This window comes from Streptomyces sp. NPDC003011 (genome assembly GCF_053591515.1).
This window is the reverse complement of sequence record NZ_JBSFTY010000033.1, coordinates 50,565-71,780: the sequence shown is the minus strand read 5'-3', so window position 1 is coordinate 71,780 and position 21,216 is coordinate 50,565. Positions and strand designations below refer to the sequence as shown.

At 72.6% G+C, this 21,216-nt stretch carries 23 protein-coding genes and 2 pseudogenes; 14 read left to right on the top strand and 11 right to left on the bottom strand.

Translation table 11 applies throughout. The features are described from left to right. Positions 1 to 174: 174 nt before the first annotated feature. Positions 175 to 519, top strand: coding sequence for a hypothetical protein (locus tag ACWD0J_RS18690; RefSeq protein ID WP_451496900.1), 345 nt, complete (start codon positions 175 to 177; stop codon positions 517 to 519). A 543-nt stretch (positions 520 to 1,062) separates the two neighbouring features. On the opposite strand, the gene ACWD0J_RS18685 is transcribed toward ACWD0J_RS18690, so the two are convergent. The 3 genes from ACWD0J_RS18685 to ACWD0J_RS18675 form a co-directional block, all read right to left on the bottom strand. Further along, positions 1,063 to 1,452: a hypothetical protein gene (locus tag ACWD0J_RS18685; RefSeq protein WP_451496899.1), complete on the bottom strand. Its 390-nt coding sequence runs from the start codon at positions 1,450 to 1,452 to the stop codon at positions 1,063 to 1,065. Next, positions 1,449 to 1,700: a hypothetical protein gene (locus tag ACWD0J_RS18680; protein ID WP_451496898.1), complete on the bottom strand. Its 252-nt coding sequence runs from the start codon at positions 1,698 to 1,700 to the stop codon at positions 1,449 to 1,451. The genes ACWD0J_RS18685 and ACWD0J_RS18680 overlap by 4 nt, the downstream gene beginning before the upstream one ends. Positions 1,701 to 1,870: 170 nt before the next feature. After that, positions 1,871 to 2,038 carry a hypothetical protein gene (locus tag ACWD0J_RS18675; protein WP_451496897.1) on the bottom strand — a complete coding sequence of 56 codons (168 nt, stop codon included), beginning with the start codon at positions 2,036 to 2,038 and terminating at the stop codon, positions 1,871 to 1,873. A 296-nt stretch (positions 2,039 to 2,334) separates the two neighbouring features. Here ACWD0J_RS18675 and ACWD0J_RS18670 point away from each other — a divergent pair. From ACWD0J_RS18670 to ACWD0J_RS18660, 3 genes and pseudogenes are all read left to right on the top strand, one after another. Next, a pseudogene (locus ACWD0J_RS18670) lies at positions 2,335 to 2,688 on the top strand (ATP-binding protein); the annotation flags it as partial. A gap of 184 nt (positions 2,689 to 2,872) precedes the next feature. Beyond that, positions 2,873 to 3,154, top strand: a complete 282-nt coding sequence (locus ACWD0J_RS18665; protein WP_066983759.1) for a type II toxin-antitoxin system Phd/YefM family antitoxin — start codon at positions 2,873 to 2,875, stop codon at positions 3,152 to 3,154. Then, complete coding sequence (locus ACWD0J_RS18660; RefSeq protein WP_451496896.1) at positions 3,151 to 3,405, top strand: Txe/YoeB family addiction module toxin; 255 nt, start codon at positions 3,151 to 3,153, stop codon at positions 3,403 to 3,405. The genes ACWD0J_RS18665 and ACWD0J_RS18660 overlap by 4 nt, the downstream gene beginning before the upstream one ends. A gap of 250 nt (positions 3,406 to 3,655) precedes the next feature. Here ACWD0J_RS18660 and ACWD0J_RS18655 read toward each other — a convergent pair whose 3' ends face one another. From ACWD0J_RS18655 to ACWD0J_RS18625, 7 genes and pseudogenes are all read right to left on the bottom strand, one after another. Further along, on the bottom strand, positions 3,656 to 4,315 hold the full coding sequence (locus ACWD0J_RS18655) for a fasciclin domain-containing protein (protein ID WP_451496895.1): 660 nt from the start codon (positions 4,313 to 4,315) through the stop codon (positions 3,656 to 3,658). 71 nt (positions 4,316 to 4,386) lie between these two features. After that, positions 4,387 to 6,057 carry a sulfite oxidase gene (locus ACWD0J_RS18650; RefSeq protein WP_451496894.1) on the bottom strand — a complete coding sequence of 557 codons (1,671 nt, stop codon included), beginning with the start codon at positions 6,055 to 6,057 and terminating at the stop codon, positions 4,387 to 4,389. Positions 6,058 to 6,296: 239 nt separating this feature from the next. After that, positions 6,297 to 7,055, bottom strand: coding sequence for an anti-sigma factor (locus ACWD0J_RS18645; protein ID WP_451496893.1), 759 nt, complete (start codon positions 7,053 to 7,055; stop codon positions 6,297 to 6,299). Continuing rightward, positions 7,052 to 7,636: a sigma-70 family RNA polymerase sigma factor gene (locus tag ACWD0J_RS18640; protein WP_451496892.1), complete on the bottom strand. Its 585-nt coding sequence runs from the start codon at positions 7,634 to 7,636 to the stop codon at positions 7,052 to 7,054. Before ACWD0J_RS18640 ends, ACWD0J_RS18645 begins: the two co-directional genes overlap by 4 nt. Positions 7,637 to 8,019: 383 nt before the next feature. Then, positions 8,020 to 8,280 (bottom strand): annotated as a pseudogene (locus ACWD0J_RS18635) (DUF3140 domain-containing protein); the annotation flags it as partial. A 10-nt stretch (positions 8,281 to 8,290) separates the two neighbouring features. Then, on the bottom strand, positions 8,291 to 8,518 hold the full coding sequence (locus ACWD0J_RS18630; RefSeq protein WP_451496891.1) for a DUF2945 domain-containing protein: 228 nt from the start codon (positions 8,516 to 8,518) through the stop codon (positions 8,291 to 8,293). A 140-nt stretch (positions 8,519 to 8,658) separates the two neighbouring features. Further along, positions 8,659 to 9,111, bottom strand: a complete 453-nt coding sequence (locus ACWD0J_RS18625; protein ID WP_451496890.1) for a MarR family winged helix-turn-helix transcriptional regulator — start codon at positions 9,109 to 9,111, stop codon at positions 8,659 to 8,661. Here ACWD0J_RS18625 and ACWD0J_RS18620 point away from each other — a divergent pair. The 7 genes from ACWD0J_RS18620 to ACWD0J_RS18590 all read left to right on the top strand — a co-directional run bounded on the left by ACWD0J_RS18620 (position 9,110) and on the right by ACWD0J_RS18590 (position 16,292). After that, positions 9,110 to 9,505, top strand: a complete 396-nt coding sequence (locus ACWD0J_RS18620; RefSeq protein WP_451496889.1) for a hypothetical protein — start codon at positions 9,110 to 9,112, stop codon at positions 9,503 to 9,505. The genes ACWD0J_RS18625 and ACWD0J_RS18620 overlap by 2 nt on opposite strands. Before the next feature lie 274 nt (positions 9,506 to 9,779). Continuing rightward, positions 9,780 to 10,982, top strand: coding sequence for a DUF4190 domain-containing protein (locus tag ACWD0J_RS18615; RefSeq protein WP_451496888.1), 1,203 nt, complete (start codon positions 9,780 to 9,782; stop codon positions 10,980 to 10,982). A gap of 146 nt (positions 10,983 to 11,128) precedes the next feature. After that, positions 11,129 to 11,881 carry a GntR family transcriptional regulator gene (locus ACWD0J_RS18610; protein WP_451496887.1) on the top strand — a complete coding sequence of 251 codons (753 nt, stop codon included), beginning with the start codon at positions 11,129 to 11,131 and terminating at the stop codon, positions 11,879 to 11,881. A gap of 360 nt (positions 11,882 to 12,241) precedes the next feature. Continuing rightward, entirely contained in the window at positions 12,242 to 12,433 is a 192-nt protein-coding gene (locus ACWD0J_RS18605) for an SPOR domain-containing protein (protein ID WP_451496886.1), read from the top strand. A 43-nt stretch (positions 12,434 to 12,476) separates the two neighbouring features. Continuing rightward, positions 12,477 to 12,887 (top strand): (deoxy)nucleoside triphosphate pyrophosphohydrolase, encoded by a 411-nt coding sequence (locus tag ACWD0J_RS18600; RefSeq protein ID WP_451496885.1) that lies wholly within the window; start codon positions 12,477 to 12,479, stop codon positions 12,885 to 12,887. A 99-nt stretch (positions 12,888 to 12,986) separates the two neighbouring features. Then, positions 12,987 to 13,415, top strand: coding sequence for an ATP-binding protein (locus tag ACWD0J_RS18595; RefSeq protein WP_451496884.1), 429 nt, complete (start codon positions 12,987 to 12,989; stop codon positions 13,413 to 13,415). A 252-nt stretch (positions 13,416 to 13,667) separates the two neighbouring features. Next, on the top strand, positions 13,668 to 16,292 hold the full coding sequence (locus ACWD0J_RS18590) for a SpoIIE family protein phosphatase (protein WP_451496883.1): 2,625 nt from the start codon (positions 13,668 to 13,670) through the stop codon (positions 16,290 to 16,292). Here the strand turns inward: ACWD0J_RS18590 and ACWD0J_RS18585 are convergent. Next, positions 16,279 to 17,892: a hypothetical protein gene (locus ACWD0J_RS18585; protein WP_451496882.1), complete on the bottom strand. Its 1,614-nt coding sequence runs from the start codon at positions 17,890 to 17,892 to the stop codon at positions 16,279 to 16,281. The genes ACWD0J_RS18590 and ACWD0J_RS18585 overlap by 14 nt on opposite strands. Before the next feature lie 90 nt (positions 17,893 to 17,982). On the opposite strand from ACWD0J_RS18585, the gene ACWD0J_RS18580 reads away from it, so the two are divergent. The 3 genes from ACWD0J_RS18580 (at position 17,983) to ACWD0J_RS18570 (ending at position 21,214) form a co-directional block, all read left to right on the top strand. Then, complete coding sequence (locus ACWD0J_RS18580) at positions 17,983 to 19,128, top strand: hypothetical protein (protein ID WP_451496881.1); 1,146 nt, start codon at positions 17,983 to 17,985, stop codon at positions 19,126 to 19,128. Between the two features lie 61 nt (positions 19,129 to 19,189). Next, a complete protein-coding gene (locus ACWD0J_RS18575; RefSeq protein ID WP_451496880.1) occupies positions 19,190 to 20,185 on the top strand; it encodes a phosphotransferase family protein in 996 nt (331 codons plus the stop codon). 90 nt (positions 20,186 to 20,275) lie between these two features. Beyond that, complete coding sequence (locus ACWD0J_RS18570; RefSeq protein ID WP_451496879.1) at positions 20,276 to 21,214, top strand: class I SAM-dependent methyltransferase; 939 nt, start codon at positions 20,276 to 20,278, stop codon at positions 21,212 to 21,214. Positions 21,215 to 21,216: the final 2 nt, after the last annotated feature.

The following is a 21,216-nucleotide window of genomic DNA, read 5'->3' as shown; positions in this document are numbered from 1 at the left end:
GTGTTTCTGGTACCCGGCGATGTGGCGCGGGCGGAGGCGCAGCCGGTCTGGAGTGCACGCCACGGACGTCCGAGCGCGTGACGTTTCCGCTACCTCGGGCTGAGCGTGATCGAGCCGTTCGAGGTGGACTTCCAATCTGGTTCGAGCCCTGCAGGGATGAAGTAGCCCCAGTCGTTGCCTGGCTCGAGGCCCCCGCGATCCCATGAGGCCACTCTCGCGGACGGCAGGCACAGCCTGGATCAGGTCTACCAGGCCCTCCGGGAGAACCGGGAGATCTTCGAGCGGGAACTCCGCAGGGACGACCTGACCTGGGAGCAGAGGAAGCACCTCCTCGAACTCATCCAGGAAACGGCAAGACTTGCTTCTCAGAAGGACACCGAGCACAAGCGCCACGTGGACGGTCTGCTGAAGAAGACCATGGTCGGTGTCGGTTCCGCGCTCGCTCTGGGTGTGGTCTTCGTCGGAGGCCGGATCCTGGCCCAAGGCAAGGAAGAACCCAATGACTCCGGGGAGTCGTGAGACCTGGCGGGCGGCGCCGGTCCGTGATCTCTGTGACCGTCTCATCGACCGGGCCGCGCTGGGCTATGACCCGCGCTGAGCGCAGGGGCGTTGTCAGTGGTACGCGTCAGACTCGGAACACGGTACACACCCGTGCCGGCCGTCTGTCCACGCACCTCACTCCCCTCCACCCGCAAGGAACGGTCATGGCACGTCTGCACAAGCAGTTCGCCCCCAGTGGCGGACGACACGGCGATGGTGATCCCGACGTCGGTCGTCGACCTGCGGGCGCTGGCGGATGTCCGCGAGCGGTATATGGCCGCGGTGGAGGCGCACCTTCGTCCCCGGGGCCGCGCCCGCCGCCTCCTCCCGCGCGTCCCGCGCCCGCGCCGCGCCATGCCACCCCCACCCGTGCCCGCTCCCCCGGTCGTTGGGACGGCCCCAGGTGCTCCCGGCGGCCCCGTGGGCGGCTCGCCGTGACAACTACCCGGCGAATTCCGTGCACTTGGAGAAGTGCTGGGATCACATCCACTGGTGAAGTCCGACCCAACCCGGGCGGATCGCTCAGGGAGAGAGGTCGAGCACCCGGACGTCGGCCCCGCCCCAGGCCTTGGGCTGGACGGTGGCGACGCGTGCCCCATCCAGGCGCTCGGGGCCGGGCATGGCCACATGGTGGGTGTGGCACCAGCCCAGAGACCGCTCGTGGCCCGAGGCGGCCAAGACGGCGGCGAGATCGAGCGGATGAAAAACCACCTGGTCGAGCATGCCGAGGTGGCCGGCGAGTCCGGTGCGTACCCGGTCCGCTTCGGCGAGTGCGGCCAGCGCGACGTGGACGCGCCAGGCCCCGGTCTCGGCGGCCTGGTACAGAAGGCGGGAGGCCAGGACGTTGCCTGAGCCCAGAGCGAGCAGCGCGCTGTCGTCGAGGACTACATCGACAGGGGCGACAGGGTTCACACGGCGCTGCCGAGCCGGCGCGTGAGCTCATCGTCCGCTGCGCGGTCCTGCTCGGGATCCGGGGCGTAGCCGGAGAGCGCGTGCAGGACTTCGAGGGTCTTCGCGACCTGCTCGTCCCGCTCGCTCTGCGTGAGGGTGTGGGTGGCGAATTCGCCGACGAGCCCCGCGATCGTGGTGTCCTTCTCGGCGGCCAGGATCGCCAGCCGGTCCCGGATGCTGCTCTCGACCTTGATCGTTGTGTGTGCCATGCCTGACAGAATACATCGGGTATACCCGCCCGGGGAGATGATTGAGGTAGCTGCTTGCGCCTCCTCGGTCAAGGGCCGAGGGGACGGCCGGTAGGTATGATTTCGCAAGCGCGGCCCCGCAGTCCGACTCCTGAGCGACCTCCCTTCCACCGGCGTGCGTCCGGTGCCGCTCAGGCCTCTGTACCCTTGAAGTAGTCGCCCTGCCTGAACTTCTCCGACGCCTCGCTCCAGTCCTCGGGGTGGGAAACGGGCAGCAGTCGGTGCTGCTGCTCGTGAGTGCTGTCGTACGGCGTCTGCGCCTCGAGCTTGATCCTGCTGTGGTCCTTGACGAGGAGCATCTCGACGACCTGCGCCGCGGTCTGCAGACCGCGGCGATGGACCCCGCCGAGATGTCGGCGGGGGAGTGGACTGCGTCGCCGGACCCGTCGAGGTCGATGTAGAACCCGGCCATCTTCTCCTCGTCGGCGCGCCGGCCGGCGGTCTCCGCTTCGCTCTTCTTCTGCGCGAGGAAGGCATTCCAGCCGTCCTGCGACTCGTCCTCCGGGTGCTCGATCGCCCCGTAATCGCCCCAGAATGCGGCGAGCTCCTGGCCGAAGACGAAGGACTCATGTACTTCACCGCGTGGTGGCGACCCGGCCGGGCGGTCGAGCCGCTTGTCCGCGAGGCGCTCGCCCGGATACTGCCCGATGACCGGCTCCCTCTGACGCCCGCAGTAGGCGGCTACTGGACTCGCACCAACGACGTCGAGATCGACATCGTCGGGGCGGACCGCGCCCCCATCGCCAAGGAGCTGCTCTTCGTCGGCTCCGTCAAGTAGCTGGAGCAGTCGCCCTTCGACCGGCACGACCTGGCAGCTCTCCATCGACACCGGGCCGCCCTCACCGACGAACCTGTTCCAGTCGTGGCGGTCGCGCGCAGCGGAGTCGACTGTCCAGGGCTCGATGCCGCCTACGGCCCCGGTGATTTGCTGACGGCTTGGCCGCTGTGACCGGTGGTTTCCAGGCGCGCCCGACCACGGTTCGCGGAAGATCGCAATGACGGAGTCGGCCCCTTGCTGTCGCCCGTGCTGGGACGGTGCTGGGTTTTGTGATGGGACGTCACTTGTCCGGCTTCGCTTGAGACGGTCGCGAGTGGTACGTCATTCGGTACTACTTGATACAGGGAGTCAGTCCATGTCGATCACTGCGAGCGAAGCACGCAAGGCTCTCTTTCCGCTGATCAAGAAGGTCAACGACGATCACGAGGCCATCGAGATCGTCTCCAAGCATGGCAATGCCGTGCTCGTCTCGGCCGAGGATTACGCGGCACTGCGCGAGGGCTCGTACCTGCTGCGCTCCCCTGCGAACGCACGGCGACTGCTCAAGGCGTACGAGAACGCTCTGGGCAACATCAACGTGTCGGAGCGCGAGCTGATCGATCCGGATGCTGCGGATCCCGCCGAGGGCGCTGCGTGAGGCTTGTCTTCGAGGATCAGGGCTGGGAGGACTACACGTCCTGGCTCAAGAACGACGGCAAGGTGCTCGCTCGGATCAACAGGCTCATCGAGGACGTCAGACGCGATCCCTTCACGGGGATCGGCAAGCCCGAGCCGCTCAAGGACCACTTGCCCGGGGCGTGGTCGAGGCGGATCGATGACGAGCACCGTCTCGTCCACCTGGTCACCGACAAAGAGATCATCATCCTCGCCGCTCGCTACCACTACTGACCGTGGAGCGGCAGGACGGAGGAGATTGAGGACGCGGCCGGCGGGTGGTTGGCCGTTCAGCGAGGTGTGGAAGCGCTCGGCGGCCCGGGGAGTGGCGGAGGGCGGGCGAGACGGGCAGGCGAGATGGGCCGATGGCCTGTGGTGGGAGGGCCGGGGTGATCGCCCCGGCCCTCTCCTGCTGGTTTTCCTGCCGTCCCAGGAATCGGGCCGCCGGGCGCCCTTGGTGCGGCGCCCGGCGGTCGGCGTACCGTCAGCTGGTGGGCATCAGGACGGTGTCGATGATGTAGACGTTGGCGTTGGCGGTCTTCACGTTGCCGCAGACCACCTTCGCGGAGTCGTTCACCGTGTAGGACTCGCCCGATCCCGAGGTGGCGACCTTCGACTTCTCCAGTGTGTCGAAGGAGCCGTTCTCCAGGTCCGTGGGCGTGAGCTTCTGGCCCACGACGTGGTAGGTGAGGATCTTGGTCAGCTGGGCCTTGTCGTTCAGGACCTTGTCGAGGGTGGCCTTCGGGATCTTGGCGAAGGCGTCGTCGGTGGGCGCGAACACGGTGATGTCCTGGGCGTTGTTGAGGGTGTCGAGCAGGCCGGCCTTCTTGACCGCGGTGACCAGGGTGGACAGGGCGGGATTGTTGGAGGCGGCGGTCGCGACAGGGTCCTGGGCCATGCCGTCGAAGGATCCGGCGCCGGTCGTGGGCACTGAGGAACAGGCCGACCCGAACGGCTCGTCCGCCGAGGCGGCGCTGCCGGAGCCGGCCATGCCGTCGTCCGGCGCGTCGGACGACGCGGCCGCCTTCGGCGAGGAGTCGGACTCGGCGGAGTCGCTGCTGTTGTCCGAGCAGGCGCTCAGAGCCAGCGGCAGGACGGCCGCGGCGGCCACGGTCGCGGCGATGCGGCGGATACGGGTGCTCATGGTGTTTCTCCTGTTGGTCGGCGCAGCCTGGGCCGCGTTCATACGGGGTTGCGGAACAGTGGTGGGAGGGGTCAGCCGACGGTCACGACCACGGAGTGCCATCCGCTGGCGCCGTCGGGGATGGTGCGGGTGCGCTTCTCGGTCTGCACCTGGCCGGTGCGGTCGGTGGCGCGCACGGTGAGGGTGTGGCCGCCCTTGGTGGCCTGCCAGGGGAAGGACCACTGACGCCAGGTGTCGCGGGTGTCCTCGGCGGCGAGCCGGGCCTCCTGCCAGGGGCCGTCGTCGATGCGGATCTCGACCTTGTCGATGCCGCGGTGCTGGGCCCAGGCGACCCCGGCGACCATGACGGTGCCGGCCTGGGGGCGGGCGAACGGCTTGGGGGTGTCGACGCGCGACGCGGTCTTGATCGGCGCCTTGCGTGCCCAGCCGCGCTTGACCCAGTAGGGGTCGTAGGACGCGAACGTGGTGAGCTCGATCTCCTTGACCCACTTGCAGGCGGAGACGAAGCCGTACAGGCCGGGCACCACCATGCGGACCGGGAAGCCGTGCGCGAACGGCAGCGGTTCGCCGTTCATGCCGACGGCGAGCAGCGAGTCCCGGCCGTCCATGACGTCCTCGACCGGGCTGCCGATGGTCATGCCGTCCACCGACCGGGCCACCAGCTGATCGGCCGGTCCTCCCCGGGAGGGCGGCCGCACGCCGCACTCGGCCAGCAGATCGGCCAGGCGTACGCCGATCCAGCGGGCGTTGCCGGCGTACGGGCCGCCGACCTCGTTCGACACGCAGGTCAGCGTGATGTCGCGCTCGATCAGCTCGCGCCGCAGCAGGTCGTCGAAGGAGAGCGTGACCGGACGGCGCAGGCCCTTGCCGTGGATGCGCAGGCGCCAAGTGTCTGCGTTCACCTTGGGCACCACCAGTGCGGTGTCGACGCGGTAGAAGTCACCGTTCGACGTGGTGAAGGAGCTGACTTCGGGGATCCTCAGCTGGGCGCCCCGGGGAATCGCCGGGGCGGCCGAGGCGGGCCGGGGCAGGACGAACCGGTTGCGTGAGGCAACGGCGTTCTGGCCGCTCGAACCGTTCAGTGTCCGGCCGAGCGCACCGGCCCCGGCGGACGCTGCGGCAGCGGCGCTCGCCGCGATCACGAAGCCACGGCGGTCCCAGCCGATGCCGGAGACCGGAGCACGCTGCCCGCCCCGGACCCCGTCCGCGCCCATGCCCGCGTCCGCGCCCACACCCTCGCCCTCGCCCTCGGCAGGTTCGGCTGCGGGGCGCCGGGGCGCGAGGCGGCCCACCAGGAGGTAGAGGACCACGGCTCCCGCGATCGCGCCCGCCACGGAGGGAAGAGCGTCGGACGGGCTGGTCGAATCGGGCCGGGTGGTGGCCGCCGCCGCTCCGGCCATTCCGAAGACCAGGACGCCGAAAGCCCCGATACGCCTGAATCGCAGTGCGGCGATTCCCAGGACCGCTGCGAAAAGCGCCAGCATCGCGAGAATTCCGAGCTGAAGAATCAGCTTGTCGTGGGTGCCGAAATTCCGGATCGCCCAGTCCTTCACCGCCGCCGGCGTGCGGTCGATGGCCGCGCCTCCCACCGCCACCACCGGACTCGCCTGCGGCCGTACCGCCGCCGACACCAGTTCAGCGACGGCGAGTGAGGCGAACCCGGCCAGGATGCCGCTGAACGCACCCAGCGTCAGCCGCAGCGGGCCGAAGTGCTGTCGCGTTTTCTTCTCGTCGTCGATCACGTGGGGAATCCGGCTCCGAAAGCCCGCCGGATTGGTCGACGGCCCGATCGGATGAAGTTTTTTCCCCGACCAATCCGCATCCGATCCGGCTACGGATATCAAGGGCACGCGGTGGGCACGCGGTGTGGGCGGGATTCGAAGAGCGGCTTCTTGCCATGGCCGTCCAGAGGAGACGGGGCCCCGCCGTGAAAAGCGGGGCCCCGTCTCCTTTTGTCTCCTCAGGTCTTCTCAGCATCTCCTCAGGCGGGGAAATCCATCAGGGCGAGCGGGGCGGAGGTGGGCTGCTTCGAGCCCCCCGCGGGTTCGACGGTGATCCCCATGCCCGACGCCGCGTCCACGGCGCCCTGCATCAGGACGGCCTGGTCGCCGCGGCCGGGGTCCATCAGGCCGGCGGATCGCATGGTGCCGCCGTCGTCGAACCACAGCTGATAGACCTTCCCCGCGGGCGGTCGCGCCATCCCGGAGACGAGGAACACCGCCTTGTCCCGGTCGCGTGAGACAACCACGGTGCCGGTGGCGCCGTCGGCCAGCTTCGCGGCCCGGGTCCTGGAATCGGGCGCGGCCAGTACGGCGCTGATCTGCGCTGTGCCCTGTTCGGCCCGGCGTGCCTGGCCGAGCGCGTCCTCGGCGCGCTGGTGCTGCCACACCGCTGTTCCGCCGAGTGCGGCAGCCGCCGCCAGACAGGCCGCCAGTGCCCACCGGGACAGCGGACGCGCAAGCGCCACCGCGCGGCCCGCGCGGCCCGCGCGGGCGGCCGGCCTGCCGGGTGCCTCCTGGCGAACGGTGGTGATCCGGCGCAGCACCTGGCCGCGCATCTCCCGGCGGGGTGCGACGGAGACCGCGAGGCCCAGGCGGGCCGCGGTGGCGGACAGTTCGGCGGCCTCCTGGGCGCACGGCTCGCAGTCCGCGAGGTGTCGCTCGAACGCCTCGCGCTCCTCGTCGGGCAGGGCGTGCAGGGCGTAGGCGCCGGTCAACCGGTGCAGGTCGGCGGTGATCACGCGGTCACCCCCAGACAGTCGCGCAGCCGGATGAGTCCGTCGCGCAGTCGGGTCTTGACCGTGCCCAGCGGAAGCGCCAGCGCCTCCGCCACCTGGCGGTAGGTCAGACCGCGGTAGTAGGCCAGGGTGACGGCCTGGCGCTGGATCTCGGTCAGCGTGCGCAGACAGCGCCGCACCTGTTCCCGCTCCAGCCGCGCCTCCACCTGTTCGGTCACCTCGTCGTACTCGGGTGTCCGCTCCAGAAGCGCGGCCTTGTGGTCACGGGCCGCCGCGGCCTCCACCGAGCGCACCCGGTCCACCGCCCGGCGGTGCGCCAGGGTGAGGATCCAGTTGATGGCCGTCCCGCGGTCGGAACGGTAGCGGGGAGCGGTGCGCCACACCTCCACCAGAACCTCCTGCGCCACCTCCTCCGACTGCGCCCGATCGCGCAGGACGGCACGCACGACACCCAGCACCGGGCTCACGACGGTGTCGTAGACGGAGGCGAAGGCCTGCTCGTCACCCAGGGCCACCCGGTCCACCAACTCCTCCAGGTCCGGCTCGACCGATGGATTTCTGCCGATATGCACGGCCTCTTTCACGGCACCCTCCGCGGTGGGGACATCTCCGGACGTAATCCGATCCTGACCGGCCGGGGGATTGGTCCTGGCGACATGAGAAGACGGATGACGCGTGACGGCGCGGCCAGGCGGCGCGGCGCGACGCGGCTGAGCGGAGCAGAGGGCTGCCTCCCTCGAAGAGCATCCTCCCTGGGGCGCCCGAGCGTATCCGGCTGGGCAGGTGCCTGTTCCGGCCGAGCTGTCCGCTGGACCGAGTCCACACGGCCAGGCGATGCCGGGAGGCGGCGGCGCGGAGGCGCGGGCCGTGCGGGGTGGGCGGAATCGCCACGCCTCGTGTTCCCGCCTCGTGCTGCCGCCGCCGCGTGTTCCCGTCTCGTGCTGCCGCCTCATGCTCCCGCCGCGTGTCATGCCAGCGGGTCGTGGCCCCCGTTCAGGGCGAATGCCTCCACCGGGTGTCCCGCACGTCGCCCGGGGGACGCTGGGCGAGACGCCACAGAGATGTGGCCCGCGGCTTTCCGCTGGTGCTGGTCGTCGTCGTCGCAGAGGTCGCCCTTCGCCGCGCGCAGGAGGCCGACGATCCGGCGGCCGGAGGCGTGTCCCGGCGACTCGCCGCCGTCCTCGTGCTGCCCAGCGTCCTGCGACTGTTTTGAAGCCGCCACTTCTTCAGCTCGCGGCTCACTTCTTCCTCAGCGCGGACGGCTTGTGCACCGCGGACTTGCCGGACTTCTCGCTGCGGACCTGGTACTGCGGATCCTCGGGCGAGGCGTCCACCGTCCGCCCCGCGGCTTCCGTCCGCTCGGTGATCTCCTTCTCCACCTCGCCCTCGGCCTGGCTGCCGTGACTGCTCCAGGCGACCTTGTCACCCTTCTTCGGCTTCCTGCCCTCACCACGGCTCTTCGCCATCCCGCTCTCCTTCACCGCGCCCTGTGTGCACAGCCCGCTGCCCGCTGCCTGTCTCCCAGAGTGCGGGCTTTCTGTCCGCGTCGCAGCTCCGAGCAGGCGCGACCGAGGCCGGACCGAGTACGTATCCGGCGGGGACGGTGTCAGAACCGCCGCTCCACCGACTCCGCGAACCGCACGAGCAGCCGGGAGAACTCGCGGACGTCCGCCTCGGGCCAGTCCGTGACCAGGTCGTCGAAGGTCCGCTGCTGGTACTCCGTGGACCGGGCGAGGAGCTCCTCGCCCGCCGGTGTCAGGGAGAGCATCCTGCGGCGGCTGTCCCGCTCGGACGGGCTGTGGGTGACGTAGCCGCTCTTCACCGCGTCCGAGACCATGCGGCTGGCGGTCGAGGGGTCCAGTTTCAGCCGCTCGGCCACGGAGCCCACGGTCACCTCGGCATCCGGCACCGAGGGGTCCCCGACGGCCTGGACCACCTGGATGTGGATCAGCCGGTCCTGCTCGACGGAGCCCGGCCGGCGGCCCAGGACACGTACCACGCGGAACAGCGCCGGGCCGACGGCGCGCATCCGGGAAGCGAGGTCGTCCACGCTGCTCATGGCGGGACCGTTGATCGGTGTCGGTCTCGGCCTGACGACCCAGGTGTACGCGCTCGCGGTGATGAACCACGCGCCGATGCGGGATCTCGGGGCCGCCGTCTCGCTCCACACGCTCAGCCGCCAACTCGGCGGCGCGCTGGGGCTCGCGGCGTTCAACGCCCTCTTCCACGCCCGTCTGGTCGCCGGCCTGTCCGGACTGACCGCGGAGCAGGCGCGCTCGGCCGAACGCCCGGAGAACGTCCGCGGGATGACCGGGAACCTGCGAGAAACCGTCCTGGACGCCTACGACGCCGCGGTCGACCGGGTCTTCCTGGTGGCCGCGTGCGTCCTGCTGGCGGCGCTCGTCCCCGCGCTGCTCCTGAAGTTCCCGAGCCGGGCCGGTCGGCCTCGGTGAGGGGGCGGTGGCAGGCCGCGGACGCCCCCGCCCGCGCCCATGAAAGGCCGCCGCTCAGCGGCCCGCCGAGCAACTCCCGCGCCCCCGCGCGCGCTTGCCCCGCGGATGCGCGGAGGGCCACCGCCGAGCCCTTTCGCGCCGCCCCCGCCCGGTTCGCCGCGTCGGCCGCCGGCGTTCCTCCCCGTCCGCCCCGCGCATACCATGCGCTCTGTCGTACGTCAGTTCCGTACGTGTCGTCGTCGCGGCCCCCGCCCGAACCAGGAGCACGGTACTCGTGTCCATACCCCCGCCCCCTGGGGCCCCTCAGCCGCAGGAGCCCCAAGGGCCGTACGCGCAGGGCCAGTACCCGCCGGTTCCCGGGCCGCCGCAGGGGCCGTACGCGGCCCACGGCCAGCCGCCCTACCAGGTCTGGGGGCAGGGCTACAGCCCGTACACCCGGCCGGCGCCCGTCAACGCCCTCGCCGTCGCCTCGCTGGTCCTCGGCATCCTGTGCTGCGTCCCGGCCGCGGGGCTCGTGCTGGGGCTGATCGCGCTCGGGCAGGTCCGGCGGAAGGGCGAGCGAGGGCGGAGCATGGCCATCACCGGTTCCGTGCTCTCGTCCGTCGGGCTCGCGCTGTGGGTCGTCCTGCTCGCCACGGGCGGCCTCTCGGCGGTGTGGGAGGGCTTCAAGGAGGGCGCGCGGGACAACGGTTCACTGACGCGCGGGGAGTGCTTCGACGCGCCCGGCGGCCTGGAGGGCTCGTTGTACGACCTCGACGAGGTGTCCTGCGCCGGCGAGCACGACGGGGAGGTGTTCGCCGTCGTCCGGCTGCCGGGCGGCCGCTTCCCCGGCGACGACGAGGTCACCGCCACCGCCGAGGACGAGTGCCACGCGCTGCGGTCCTCGTACGCCATGGACGCCTGGGCCGTACCGGAGGGCGTGGACGTGTACTACATCCTCCCGTCCGCCGAGAGCTGGGGATACGGGGACCGGGAGATCATCTGCGCCTTCGGCGACACGGACGAGCGGGCGAGTCTGGAGGGCGGCTCGCTGCGCAACGACGAGACGACGCTCGACGCCGACCAGGTCGCCTACCTCAAGGCGGTCGGCGTCCAGGAGGCCGCCCTGGACTCGGCGCCCCTGGAGGGTCCCGAGGACGATCTGGCCGCCCACACGGAGTGGGCCGCGCGGGTGTCCGCCGCGCTCACCGAGGAGGCCGGCCTGCTGGACGACCACGCGTGGCCCGCGGACGCGAAGGAGCCGGTCGCGGCCCTCGTGCGGGAGCTGGAGGCCCTGGAGAAGCCGTGGGCGAAGGCGGCGGCAGCCGACGACCTGGACACGTTCTACGAGCACTTCGACGAGGCGACCGGCCTGGAGAGCCCCGACCGCTCCGTCACCGCCCGCGAGGCTCTGGGGCTCGCCACGACCCCACCGTCGTACGAGGGCGGGGTCGGCGGTGCGGGCGACGGCGGAGGTGACGCGGAACTGGAGGTGTGACGGCGTCCATAGCGGAGAGAAAGTGCCTGGGTAACCCCATCGCGGGCACAAGTCATCACATCGAGTGATTCTCTGGCCTTTGCTTGCATGGCGGAACCCACGGTTGCCAGGCTGTCGCTGTCTGTACAACCTGATGGGAGCGGCCAGTGACATTCGGTGAGCAGCCGGCGTACCTGCGCGTCGCGGGCGATCTCCGCAAGAAGATCGACGACGGTTCGCTGCCACCGCACACCCGCCTCCCGTCCCAGGCCAGGATCCGTGAGGAGTACGGCGTCTCGGACACCGTCGCGCTGGAGGCGCGCAAGGTGCTGATGGCCGAGGGGCTGGTCGAGGGCCGCTCCGGCTCCGGGACGTACGTGCGCGAGCGGCCCGTACCCCGCCGGATCGCCCGCTCCGGCTACCGCCCGGCCGGCGGCGCCACGCCGTTCCGGCAGGAGCAGGCCGACGCTGAGGCGCGCGGCACCTGGGAGTCCAGCAGCGCCCAGACCGAGGCGGGTGCGGCCGTCGCCGAACGGCTCGCCATCCGGCCCGGTGACCGCGTGATGTGCACGAAGTACGTCTTCCGGGAGGCCGGCGAGGCGATGATGCTCTCCACCTCCTGGGAGCCCCTCGCCGTCACCGGCCGCACGCCGGTGATGCTGCCCGAGGAGGGCCCCCTCGGCGGCATGGGCGTGGTCGAGCGGATGGCCGCCATCGACGTCGTCGTGGACAACGTCACCGAGGAGGTCGGCGCCCGCCCCGGCCTCGCCGAGGAGCTGCTCGCCCTCGGCGGTGTCCCCGGCCATGTCGTCCTGGTCGTCCGGCGGACGTACTTCGCCTCGGGCCGCCCGGTGGAGACGGCCGACCTGGTGATCCCGGCCGACCGCTACCAGGTCGCCTACCACCTGCCGGTGAAGTGACACGCTCCTCCGGTGAAGTGACGCGCCCCTCCGGTGAAGTGGCGCACGCCCTCCTGGCAGTTGCCCCCGGCCAGCGCCCAACCGGAGCCCCTTGAGGCGGGGTTGGTATCCAGCCGTTCTCGCAGGTCGGCGTGGGCGCGCCGGGCATGCCGCTGACCGGATGCGTCGACAGGGAGCGGGGGCGTGCCCGGCCCTGTGCGCCCCCTGGAGTGGCGGTGCGCCCTGGCCGGTTGCGTACCTCTTTGTGAAAAGCCGTGTTCGCTGCGTAAAGGTTGGGCGTAGGCTCGGGCATATGCGGATTGCGGTTTCCTTATCGGGCGGGGCGCGGAGCGGGCCGCGGGCGGGAAGTGGAGGGACGCGATGAACGACGGCACGATCACTCTTCCCTGGCTCGTCATACGGCAGGACGACAACGGCAATCGCTATCGCGTGGGCAGGTACGCGACCCGGGCCGAGGCCCAGAAGATCGCGGACAGCCTCGGCGGTCGCGGCCACAAGCAGCTGTACTGGGTCGAGCGCATAGGCCCGAACGGAGCGAGTTCGGCCGGCTGATCCCGCCCGCGCCGGCCCGCTTCGCTCCCGTAGGCTCCGGCGCATGACGGAACGGATCGTGGTGGTGGGGGCCGCCCTCTTCGACGGCGGCCGCCTCCTCGCCGCGCGCCGCAGCGCGCCCCCCGAACTGGCCGGGCGCTGGGAGCTGCCCGGCGGCAAGGTCGAGCGGGGTGAGGCACCCGAGGCCGCCCTCGTGCGCGAGCTGCGCGAGGAACTCGGCGTCGCGGCCGAGGCCGTCGAGCGGGTGCCGGGGGAGTGGCCCCTGAAGGCGCCGTACGTCCTCCAGGTGTGGACCGCGCGCCTGCTCCCCGCCTCCGGCGCCCCGAGGCCCCTCCAGGACCACGACGCACTGCGCTGGCTGACGCCCGGCGACCTCTGGGACGTGGACTGGCTGGACCAGGACGTGCCCGCCGTGCGCGCGGCCCTCGCGCTCCACGGCACCGGCGCGCGCTGACCGGCCGCTACGCCGTTCGTGCCACAGTCCGCCACGCGGGACGGTACTGGGCGCGCGATACCGGGTATGTGCCCATCAACCCCACGAAAACGGACATGGGTGAGCTGGCTGGCCCGGGATGTGATCGGCGTGATCGACACCGAAGGCGACTGGGCCGAGTGGACCTTCCCCGCGGAACCGGGCGCCGTGCGCGCGGCCCGTACCGCCGTCCGCGTCCGGCTGCGCGCCTGGGACCTCGACAGCCTCGTCGATCTGGCGGCCCTGCTGGTCAGCGAGCTCGTCACCAACTCCCTGCGGCACGCCACCGGCCCCATCGGCGTCCGGCTGGTGCGCCCCGAGCGCCTCGGTGATGTCCTGCTGGTGGAGGTCTCCGACCCGCTCCCGGACCCGCCCCGCGAGCGGGTCGCCCGCCCCGAGGACGAGGGCGGCCGGGGGCTGCAACTGGTCGCCCGCTCCTCGCGCCGCTGGGGCACCCGGCCCGGCGACGCGGGCAAGACGGTGTGGTTCGAACTCGCGGTCCCGGGATGACCCGGGGCTGTACGCCGGCACCCGCGCCGTCGAGGGACCGGTTCGGGCCGGTGGCGGTTGTCAGAAGGGGTGATTCGACGACGTGTCCGCTGGTTAGAAGAGGGGAAGTGTTGTCGCGGTCCGGACCGAAAACCATCGGGACCGTGCTGTGATCGTGAACACCGTGTTGTGCGGCGCCGTAGTGCTGGATACTGCGGGCAGCCGCCGCCGGTGACCGGTGCCGGACGCGGTGAGCTGGAGGGGACGGTTCGCGTGAGCGAGATACCAGCGAAGGCCACGGAGTCCGAGGACCCGTCGGGCGGCGCTAGGGTCAGGGCCACGGCTGACGCCGCGGCGGAGCCCGTGCGGGGCGACGTGCCGCCCGGCGACGCCATGTGGCAGAGCAGCCCGCCCGGCTCGATCTACGACTACATCAAGGTCGCCTCCTTCTCCATCGGCCCCGACGGGCTGGTCGACCAGTGGAGCCTGCGCGCCGAGCAGCTGTTCGGCATCCCCGTCGAGCGTGCCGTCGGCATGGACCCCATCGAGGCGTTCATCGATCCCGATCTGCACGAGCGGGGCCAGCGCAAGATGGCCGAGATCCTCGACGGCCGGGAGTGGACCGGAGTGGTGCCCTTCCGGATACCGGACACGGCGGCCGGAGAACCCGGCCGGCAGGGCCTCGCCGAGGTCTACGTCATGCCGACGCGCACCGAGGCCGGCGAGAAGGCCGCCGTCTGCATCGTCGTCGACGTCCGCACCCTGCGGAGTATCGAGACCGACCTCGCCGCCTCGCAGGCCATATTCGGCCAATCTCCGTTCGGCTTCCTGCTCATCGACCCCGACTTCCGGGTCCGCCGGGCCAACCAGCGCTTCGCCTCCACCTTCGGCGGCACCCCCGACGACCACCGGGGCCGCGGGGTGCACGACTACCTGCCGCGACCCGAGGCCGAGCGGGTCGCGGCCACCCTGCGCCGGGTCCTGGAGACCGGCGACTCCATCACGGACATGCACGTCACGGGGTTCGTGCCGGGCTCCGAGGAACGCCGCCACTGGTCCGTCAACCTGTACCGCGTGCACAGCGGTTCCGGCCGCCCCATCGGCATCGCCTGGCTCGGGACCGACATCACCTCCCGCCGCGCCGCCGCCCGCGAGGCCGCCGCCGCCCGGCGCAATCTCGCCCTGCTGAACGAGGCCGGCGCCCGCATCGGCAACTCCCTCGACCTGGAGACCACCGCCCGCGAACTGCTCGACGTCGTCGTTCCCGGCTTCTGCGACCTCGCCACCGTCGACCTCTACCAGGGGCTGCTCGTGGGCGACGAGACACCGCCGGGTCTCGCCGACGGCAGCGCGGAACTGCGCCGGGTCGCCTTCGCCAGCGCGGTCTCCGACGCGCCCTTCGCCGGCAGCGGCAAGCCGGTCGCGGTCGGCGCGGTCCACCACTACCCGTTCAACTCGCTCTGCGCGGACGCCCTGCGCACCGCCAAGACGCAGCACATCCCCGCCGAGGAGGGCGGCCTCGTTCAGTCCACGCTCGCCGTGCCGATGGTCGCCCACGACACCGTGGTCGGTCTCGTGCAGTTCTCGCGGACCAAGGGCAGCGAGCCGTTCGGCGACCGGGACCGGGACCTGGCCGTGGAGCTGGCGGCGCGCGCGGCCGTCTGTATCGACAACGCCCGCCTGTACCGGCGCGAGCACGAGCGGGCGCTGATACTGCAGCGGTCGTTGCTGCCCCCCGGCGACCCGGTGGCCTCCGGCCTCGACATCGCCTGCCGCTACCTGCCCGGCAACTCCTCCTCCGACCGGCCGAGCGAGGTCGGCGGCGACTGGTTCGACGTCATCGAACTGCCCGGCCACCGCACGGCCCTGGTGGTGGGCGACGTGATGGGCCGCGGCCTGCGGGCGGCGGTCGCGATGGGCGAACTCCGGTCCGCCGTCCGGACCCTGGCCCTGCTCGACCTCGAACCGGCCGAGGTGCTCTCCGCGCTGGACGAGATCGCGCGCGGGCTCGGCGCCCCCGGCGGCGTCCAGCAGGCCACCCGGGCCGCCCGCCGCCCCCGCGAGGCCGACCTCCTGGAGGTCTACCTCGCGACCTGCGTGTACGCGGTCTACGACTCGGTGACCAGGCGCTGCACCTTCGCCAACGCGGGCCACCTGCCGCCCGTCCTGGTCGAACCCGGCGAGGACGCCCTGATGCTCGACGTGCCGCCGGGCATGCCGCTCGGCGTCGGCGGGGAGCCCTTCGAGGAGGTCGAGGTCGAACTCCCCGAAGGCGCGCTGCTCGCGCTCTACACGGACGGCCTGGTCGAGTCCCGCGACCACCCCCTGGACGAGGGCCTCCATGCCTTCGTCGGCGCGCTCACCGACCCCTCCGCGCCCCTGGAGGACGTCTGCGACCACGTCCTGAACACCCTCGACAGCCACCACGGCGAGGACGACATCGCGCTGCTCATGGCCCGCGTCCAGGGACTGCCCGCCGACTCGGTCGGCGACTGGACGCTGCCGCGTGAGCCGCGCAGTGTGGGCCGGGCGCGCGAGTACGCGCGCGGCCAGCTGCTGAGCTGGGACCTGGAACCGCTCGTCGACACCACGGAGCTGCTGGTCAGCGAGCTGGTGACGAACGCCCTGCGGTACGGCGAGGGCGAGATCAGACTGCGGCTCCTGCTGGACCGCACGCTGGTGTGCGAGGTCTGGGACTCCGGCCTGGTCCAGCCGCGCCGCCGCCGCGCCCGGGACACGGACGAGGGCGGCCGGGGCCTGCAACTCGTCGGCCTGCTCAGCGCGGCCTGGGGCTCCCGGCGCACCCCGCGCGGCAAGACGGTGTGGTTCGAACTCCCGCTGCCGGACGGGGAGAGCGGGCTGACGGATCCGGCGGAGGCGCTGCTCAGCCTGTTCTGAGCCGGGCCCCCGGCGCTCGCCGGGCCCGGGTCCGGGGACCGCCGAAACTCGGCGGCGGGCCGCCGTCCGGGTCACCGCCCAGGAGGATCCCGCCGAGGACGGCCCCGGCGACCCCGCTCGCCTCCCCGGCCGCCCCGGCGAGCGGATTGCCGTACCCGCGGACGTCCTGCTCGGCGAGGTCACGGGCCTGCCGGGCCAGGTCGTCGGCCCTCACGTGCTCGTCGGCGGCCGACAGCCGCCGCGCCCGCGCCAGCCGCAGCCGGGCCGCCCCGCCCACGGCACCCCGGTGCGCCGCGACGAAACCGTCCGCCAGGGCGGTGGCGCTCCGGGCCACGAGCACCCCGGCCGCCGACACCACCCCGTCCCGCCCCCAGCCGAGCGGCACGGCCGCCCGCACGATCCGGCGCAGCGCGTCGAGCGGGTCGTACGGGCCGCCGGTCACCTCGTCCCGTACCGCGGCCAGGGCGGTGTCGGCGCGCCGGATCCGCGCGTGCCACTCGGCGGGGGGAACGTCCGCAGTCGCGGGCCGCCGCCCCCGCACGCCCGCGAGTGCCGCCTCCATACCGGTCAGCGCGGCCGGCACCAGGGCCGTCGCCGCGCTCAGCTCGTCGGCGAGCCGGTCGACGGCGGTGACGAGGACGCCGGCCTGGGCGACGGCGCCCTCGGCGGCGCGCAGGTGGCGGGCCGCCGACTCGTGATCGGCCTGGTCGGCCGCCTGGCGGGCCTGGTTGAGGCGGCTGGTGGCGAACACCAGGCGGTCCTTGGCCTGTTCGACGTACCCGGTGACCGGGGCGGCGGCGGAGGGCGGGTACCGCTCGGCGAGATCCGCGAGGGTGGCCTCCGTGACCGCCGTGCGCCCGGCGAGTTCCCGGAACCGGGTCTCCGCGACCGCCAGGGCCTCGCCCGGCTCCCGCTCCAGCGCGCGCAGTCCGTCGAATCCGGGGGCCTCGGCGTCGAGCCGCCGGCCGGCCTCCTGGCACCGGCCCACCACGCCCGCGAGCACATGCCGCCGGGAGGCGTCGTCCACCGGGACGCCGTCGTCGTACCGCTCCCGTATCCGCAACGCGGCGGACAGCTCGGACTCCGCGTCCCGCAGGGCCCGCGCGAAGGGGGCGACCGCCTCGGACCCGGACCGGGCCTCGGCGAAGCCGAGTTCCTCGCGGCTGACGCGGATCCAGTCGTCGGCCTCGGTGAGCAGGGTCCGGGACTCTTCGTCGAGCGCGGACAGCGGCGGCGCGCTGGACGCGGCGCGGGCGCCGCCGGGGGTCGTACGGGTCCGGGCCCGCCGGGTGCGCCGCACGTAGGCGTACCCGGCGAGAGCGCCCGCGGCGCCCACCACGACGAGCGGCAGGACGAGGTCGGCGGCGGACGTCCCGTCCTCCTCCTGGGCGGTGGCGCCCGCGGTCGCGGCGGGGGCGGCCGGGGTGACGGTGTGCGCGGCGGTGCCGCCGGGCGCAACCGGGAGGCCGGTGTCGATCGTCATCCCCGGCAACACCAGCCACACGATCCCGGCCGCACCGCCCAGCACGGTGTGCGCCACCCGCACGGACAGGTGCGGGACGGTGCGCCGTGGCCGGCCCCGGATCAGGAATGACGTCACGTTGGGGAGCGTATGAGCAGGAATGCGGTGGCGCGACCGGGGCGGGGTGAGCGGGGTGGCCGGTGGCGGCACAGGGGGAGGGAACGCGTGATGAGACGTTCTGGGGGGACGGGGATGGACGCGGAGCAGGGGATGGATGCGGAGCACCAGGCCGAGGCGGGACGGACACCGGCCGCGCCCGACGACGGCGAGCAGGCCGCGCCGGAGCCGCGCCCGGGGTCCGGACGCCGGCCGTGGGTCCGCCGGGTCCGGCGCATCGCACTCGGCCTGGCGCTGGCCCTCGTCCTGCCGCTGCTCACCGCCCAGATCGCCCTTCGGGTGAACTACACCGGCGACCCGGCGGACGGCACGTACACCAGGGGCAAGGACGCGATCTGGCTCGGCCACGCCTGGGTCGACGGACGGAAGAAGGACGCCGACGTCACCGCGCTGGCCCGGCGGCTGGAGACCACCGGCATCCGTGACCTGTACGTCCACTCGGGCCCCCTGGAGCACGACGGGACGCTGCCCGCGTCGCTCCACCCGCGGGCGCGCTGGTTCGTCGACGCGGTGCACGAGGCGGCGCCCGGCATCCGCGTCCAGGCCTGGCTCGGTGACGTGCTCGCCACCGAGAGCCCGGACGGGATGCGGCTGGGGCGACCCGCGACCCGTGCGGCCGTCGTCGCCTCCACCCGGCAGATCCTGGCCGTCGGCTTCGACGGCGTCCACTTCGACCTGGAGCCGCTGCACTCCGGCGACGGCGACTACCTCACCCTCCTCGACTCGCTGCGCCGCGTCACCCGCGCGCGGGACGCGCAGCTGTCGATCGCCGCCCACCAGATCGACCCGGTCCCGGGGTTCCACTCCTTCTGGGGCACGGTCGCCGGGCACCCGAAGTGGTGGTCGCAGGAGTTCTTCGGGCAGGTGGCGCGCCGCGTCGACCAGATCGCGGTGATGTCGTACGACACGATGCAGCCGCTGGAGAGCACGTACGGCGGCTATGTCGCCCAGCAGACCTCGCTGGCCCTGGAGGTCACCCCGGACTCCACCGACCTGCTGATGGGCCTGCCCTTCTACCACGAGAACCGGTTCGGCCACTGGAATCACGCGGAGACCGTCCCCGCCGCCGTGCGTGGTGTCCGCCTGGGCCTGTCCCGCACGGACGCCGACCGCGCCGGCTTCGGCGTCGCGCTGTACGTCGACTTCGCGGCGGAGGAGGGGGACTGGACGGCGTACCGGGAGGGCTGGGTGCGCTGAGACACCCGGCGACCACGGAGAACGGGCCGCGGCCGGCTCCCGCCGGTGCGAGCATCCGACGATGACCGCCACCCGCACGACCCTCACCCGCGACGACCTCGCTCCCCTCGCCCGGGCGGCGACCGGCCCCCACCGCACCCTCGCCGCCGTCGCCCGGCTGCGCGGCGGCACCAAGAAGGGCGTCTACCGGCTGCGCTTCGACGACGGCTCCACGGCCGTCGCGTACGTCTGGTCGGCGGACGAGGACTACTGGGACGCCGGTCCCCCCGACCCCCGCGACCCCTTCTCGCACGGCACGGGCCTCGACCTGTTCACGGCCGCACACGACCGCCTGGCCGCCGTCGGCGTCCGCACGCCCCGCCTCCTGTACGCCGACGCCACGCACACGCGGCTGCCGGCCGACGCGGCGGTCGTCGAGGACCTGCGGGGCGGCAGCCTGGAGGAGGCCCTGGAACGGGACCCGGCCACCGGACGCGCCGCCCTGAAACGGCTGGCCGCCCAGCTCGCCGGCCTCCACGCGCACGAGGGGCCGGCCCCCGGCAAGGTCGTCCTCGTCGACGACGGGGGTGTCCCGTCGGCCCATTCCTGCGAGGAGCGGGTCACCGGCCGCGCCCTGCGCGACATCACGGAGACCGTCGTACGGGACCGGCGGATCGCCGCCGTGGAAGAGGAACTGCGAGCCAGGGTGACGGAGTTGGCCGCCGCCGTCCGCCCCCGGGCCCGGTACTCCCTCGTCCACGGAGAACTCGGCCCCGACCACGTCCTGCTGGACGCCGAGGGCCGCCCCGCCCTGATCGACATCGAGGGCCTGATGTACTTCGACGTCGAGTGGGAGCACGTGTTCCTGGAGCTGCGCTTCCACGAGGCGTACGACGTCCTGCGCGCCCCCGGCCTGGACGAGGACCGCCTGCGCCTGTACCGCCTGGCCATGCGGCTGTCCCTGGTCTCCGGCCCGCTGCGTCTCCTCGACGGCGACTTCCCGGACCCGGAACCGATGCGGGCCATCGCCGAGCACAATCTGCGCATGGCGCTCGAACTGCTCGGGCGGCGGGGTTAAGCCTCCCGTGGCCCAGACGTCATGCGTGCTTCGCCCGCACGGGCCCTTCCGTTGGTTGTGGACGCGCTGTGCGCGGCCTACGGTCCACGGATGCGAGCGTTACTGACCAGCAAGGCTGCCCGGCGCGCTCTGCGCCCGATGGCCGACCTCATCGATCAGCGCATCGAGCGCCATGTCCGCCGCGCCCTCGGGAGCCCCCGGGCGGCCGTCGCGAGTGGCCCTGACGCGGCCCTGCACCAGGAACTGAAGACGCTGCGCAACCGCCAGCGCCCCCTGGAGCTGTTCTTCGACGGCACCGGGCGCGGCGCGTCCCGGCTGCCGTCGGCGCCCCACCTCGACCGCACGATCGCCGAGCTGGCGCGGGTCACCGGCGACCGGGACGGCGCCGAGCGCACCGTCGCCCAGGCGTTCCGGCTGGTCATCGCGATGGAGGCGCTCGGGGTCGGCCGGATCGCCGGCGGCACCATGAACATCGTCGGCAAGCTGTCCGCCGTACCGCTGCTCGACCCGCCGAACGACGAGGTCCTGGAGATCGGCACCCTGTACGGGATGTTCGGCGCGGCCCTGATCCGGATGCTGGAGCGCGCGGGGCGCGACCCGCGGCTGACGATCGTCGACCCGCTCGCGGGCACCCAGCTGCAACCCGGCGCCACCATGGGCGGCGACGCCTCGGGCACGCCCGTGCAAGGGGCCGCGGTGCGTATCAACCTGGCTCTGGCGGGCGCGGCCGGCGCGGCGGCCCGGATCCAGCAGGGCTTCTCCGAGGACCCCGAGGTGCGCGCCCTGGTCTCCGACCGCTCCTACGGTGTCGTCATCGTCGACGGTGACCACTCCGCCGCTGGTGTCGCGGCGGACCTGGAGTGGGCCGAGCAGATCGTCGCCCCCGGCGGGATCGTCGTCCTGGACGACTTCGGGCACCCCAAGTGGCCCGGGATCAAAGAGGCGTTCGAGAAGCACATGGCCACGGACACCCGGTTCACCCACCTCGGCCAGGTGGCGCACTCGGGGTATCTGCGGGCCTCCGCCTGATC